Below are 947 nucleotides of genomic sequence, written 5' to 3'. Positions count from 1 at the left end.
TTAGTCCATGCTGATCAACAGGCTCCGGCGGCGATTTGCGGCCTCTGATGGCGGTGGGCGCCGGGGGTGAGGCCTCGGAGCAGTGTGATCAGCCAGATGAAATGGCACAGACAGACCCTCAGGTGGCGCAGGATCATGCGGATGTTGTGACCGCAGCCGCAGAGGACCGCGAAAAGGGCATCACCTTCGGTTCCTTTGAGTGGGCATCGGGTCAGACGTCCGTCGGCTTTCATATGGCCCGTCATTGGTTCGATGGCGCTTCGTCGTCGCAGCAGTTTCGCGATGGTCCTGGTGACGCCGCGCCTTGCACCGCTGATGAAGACCTTCACTGTTTCAACGCCGTGGCCACGGCAGCCACGGTTGACGAAGGCCATGTCCCGGCGCCGGTCGGTCAGGATGTCCACCTGTTCCAATGCCGCGTGCAGAGTGTGCCCGTCGTAAGGGTCGTAAGGATTGCCCGGCAGTGATCGCATGCCGGCGACGAAGCCACCAGAGGTGGTCTTGGATTTTCGACCAGCTTGCCGCCATGCTAAGCTATAGCATTGGTTTCCATTTCAGGCGGCAACTTTCAGGTCCGGGTTTCGTCTATCATGTGCCTCTTCCGGCGTCAGGAGCCCATGTGATGAGTGCGGGCGTCTTTCGTTGTAGTGGTCTTCCCCCACTGAAGTGGTCCTCCGCTATGTTTAGGAAAACGGAGGAAACAGATGGCAAACAAGCGACCAAAGCCAGAAGAGATTGTTACGAAGTTACGGCAGGTTGAGGTTCTGACGGGGCAAGGGATGCCGCGTCTGGATGCGATCCGCCAGATCGGCGTGACTGAACAGACGTTCTACCGCTGGAAGAAAAAGTACGGTGGAATGGGCACGGACCAATTGAAGGAACTAAAGCGTCTTCAGAAAGAGAATGAGCGGCTGCGCAAGGCTGTTTCGGATCTGACCCTGGACAAG

Annotated in this window: 1 protein-coding gene and 1 pseudogene; one reads left to right on the top strand and one right to left on the bottom strand. The window is 58.1% G+C overall.

All coding sequences use genetic code 11. The annotated features are described in order from the left end of the window. Positions 1-14 precede the first annotated feature (14 nt). Positions 15-500: pseudogene (locus FEV53_RS20335) on the bottom strand (IS5/IS1182 family transposase); the annotation flags it as partial. A gap of 204 nt (positions 501-704) precedes the next feature. Here FEV53_RS20335 and FEV53_RS20330 point away from each other — a divergent pair. Continuing rightward, positions 705-947: transposase (locus tag FEV53_RS20330; RefSeq protein ID WP_142836113.1), on the top strand; the 243-nt coding region annotated here is incomplete at its 3' end.

The organism is Palleronia caenipelagi (genome assembly GCF_007004065.1).
Taxonomy (GTDB): Bacteria; Pseudomonadota; Alphaproteobacteria; order Rhodobacterales; family Rhodobacteraceae; genus Palleronia; species Palleronia caenipelagi.
This window is presented reverse-complemented; position numbering and strand designations above follow the sequence as displayed.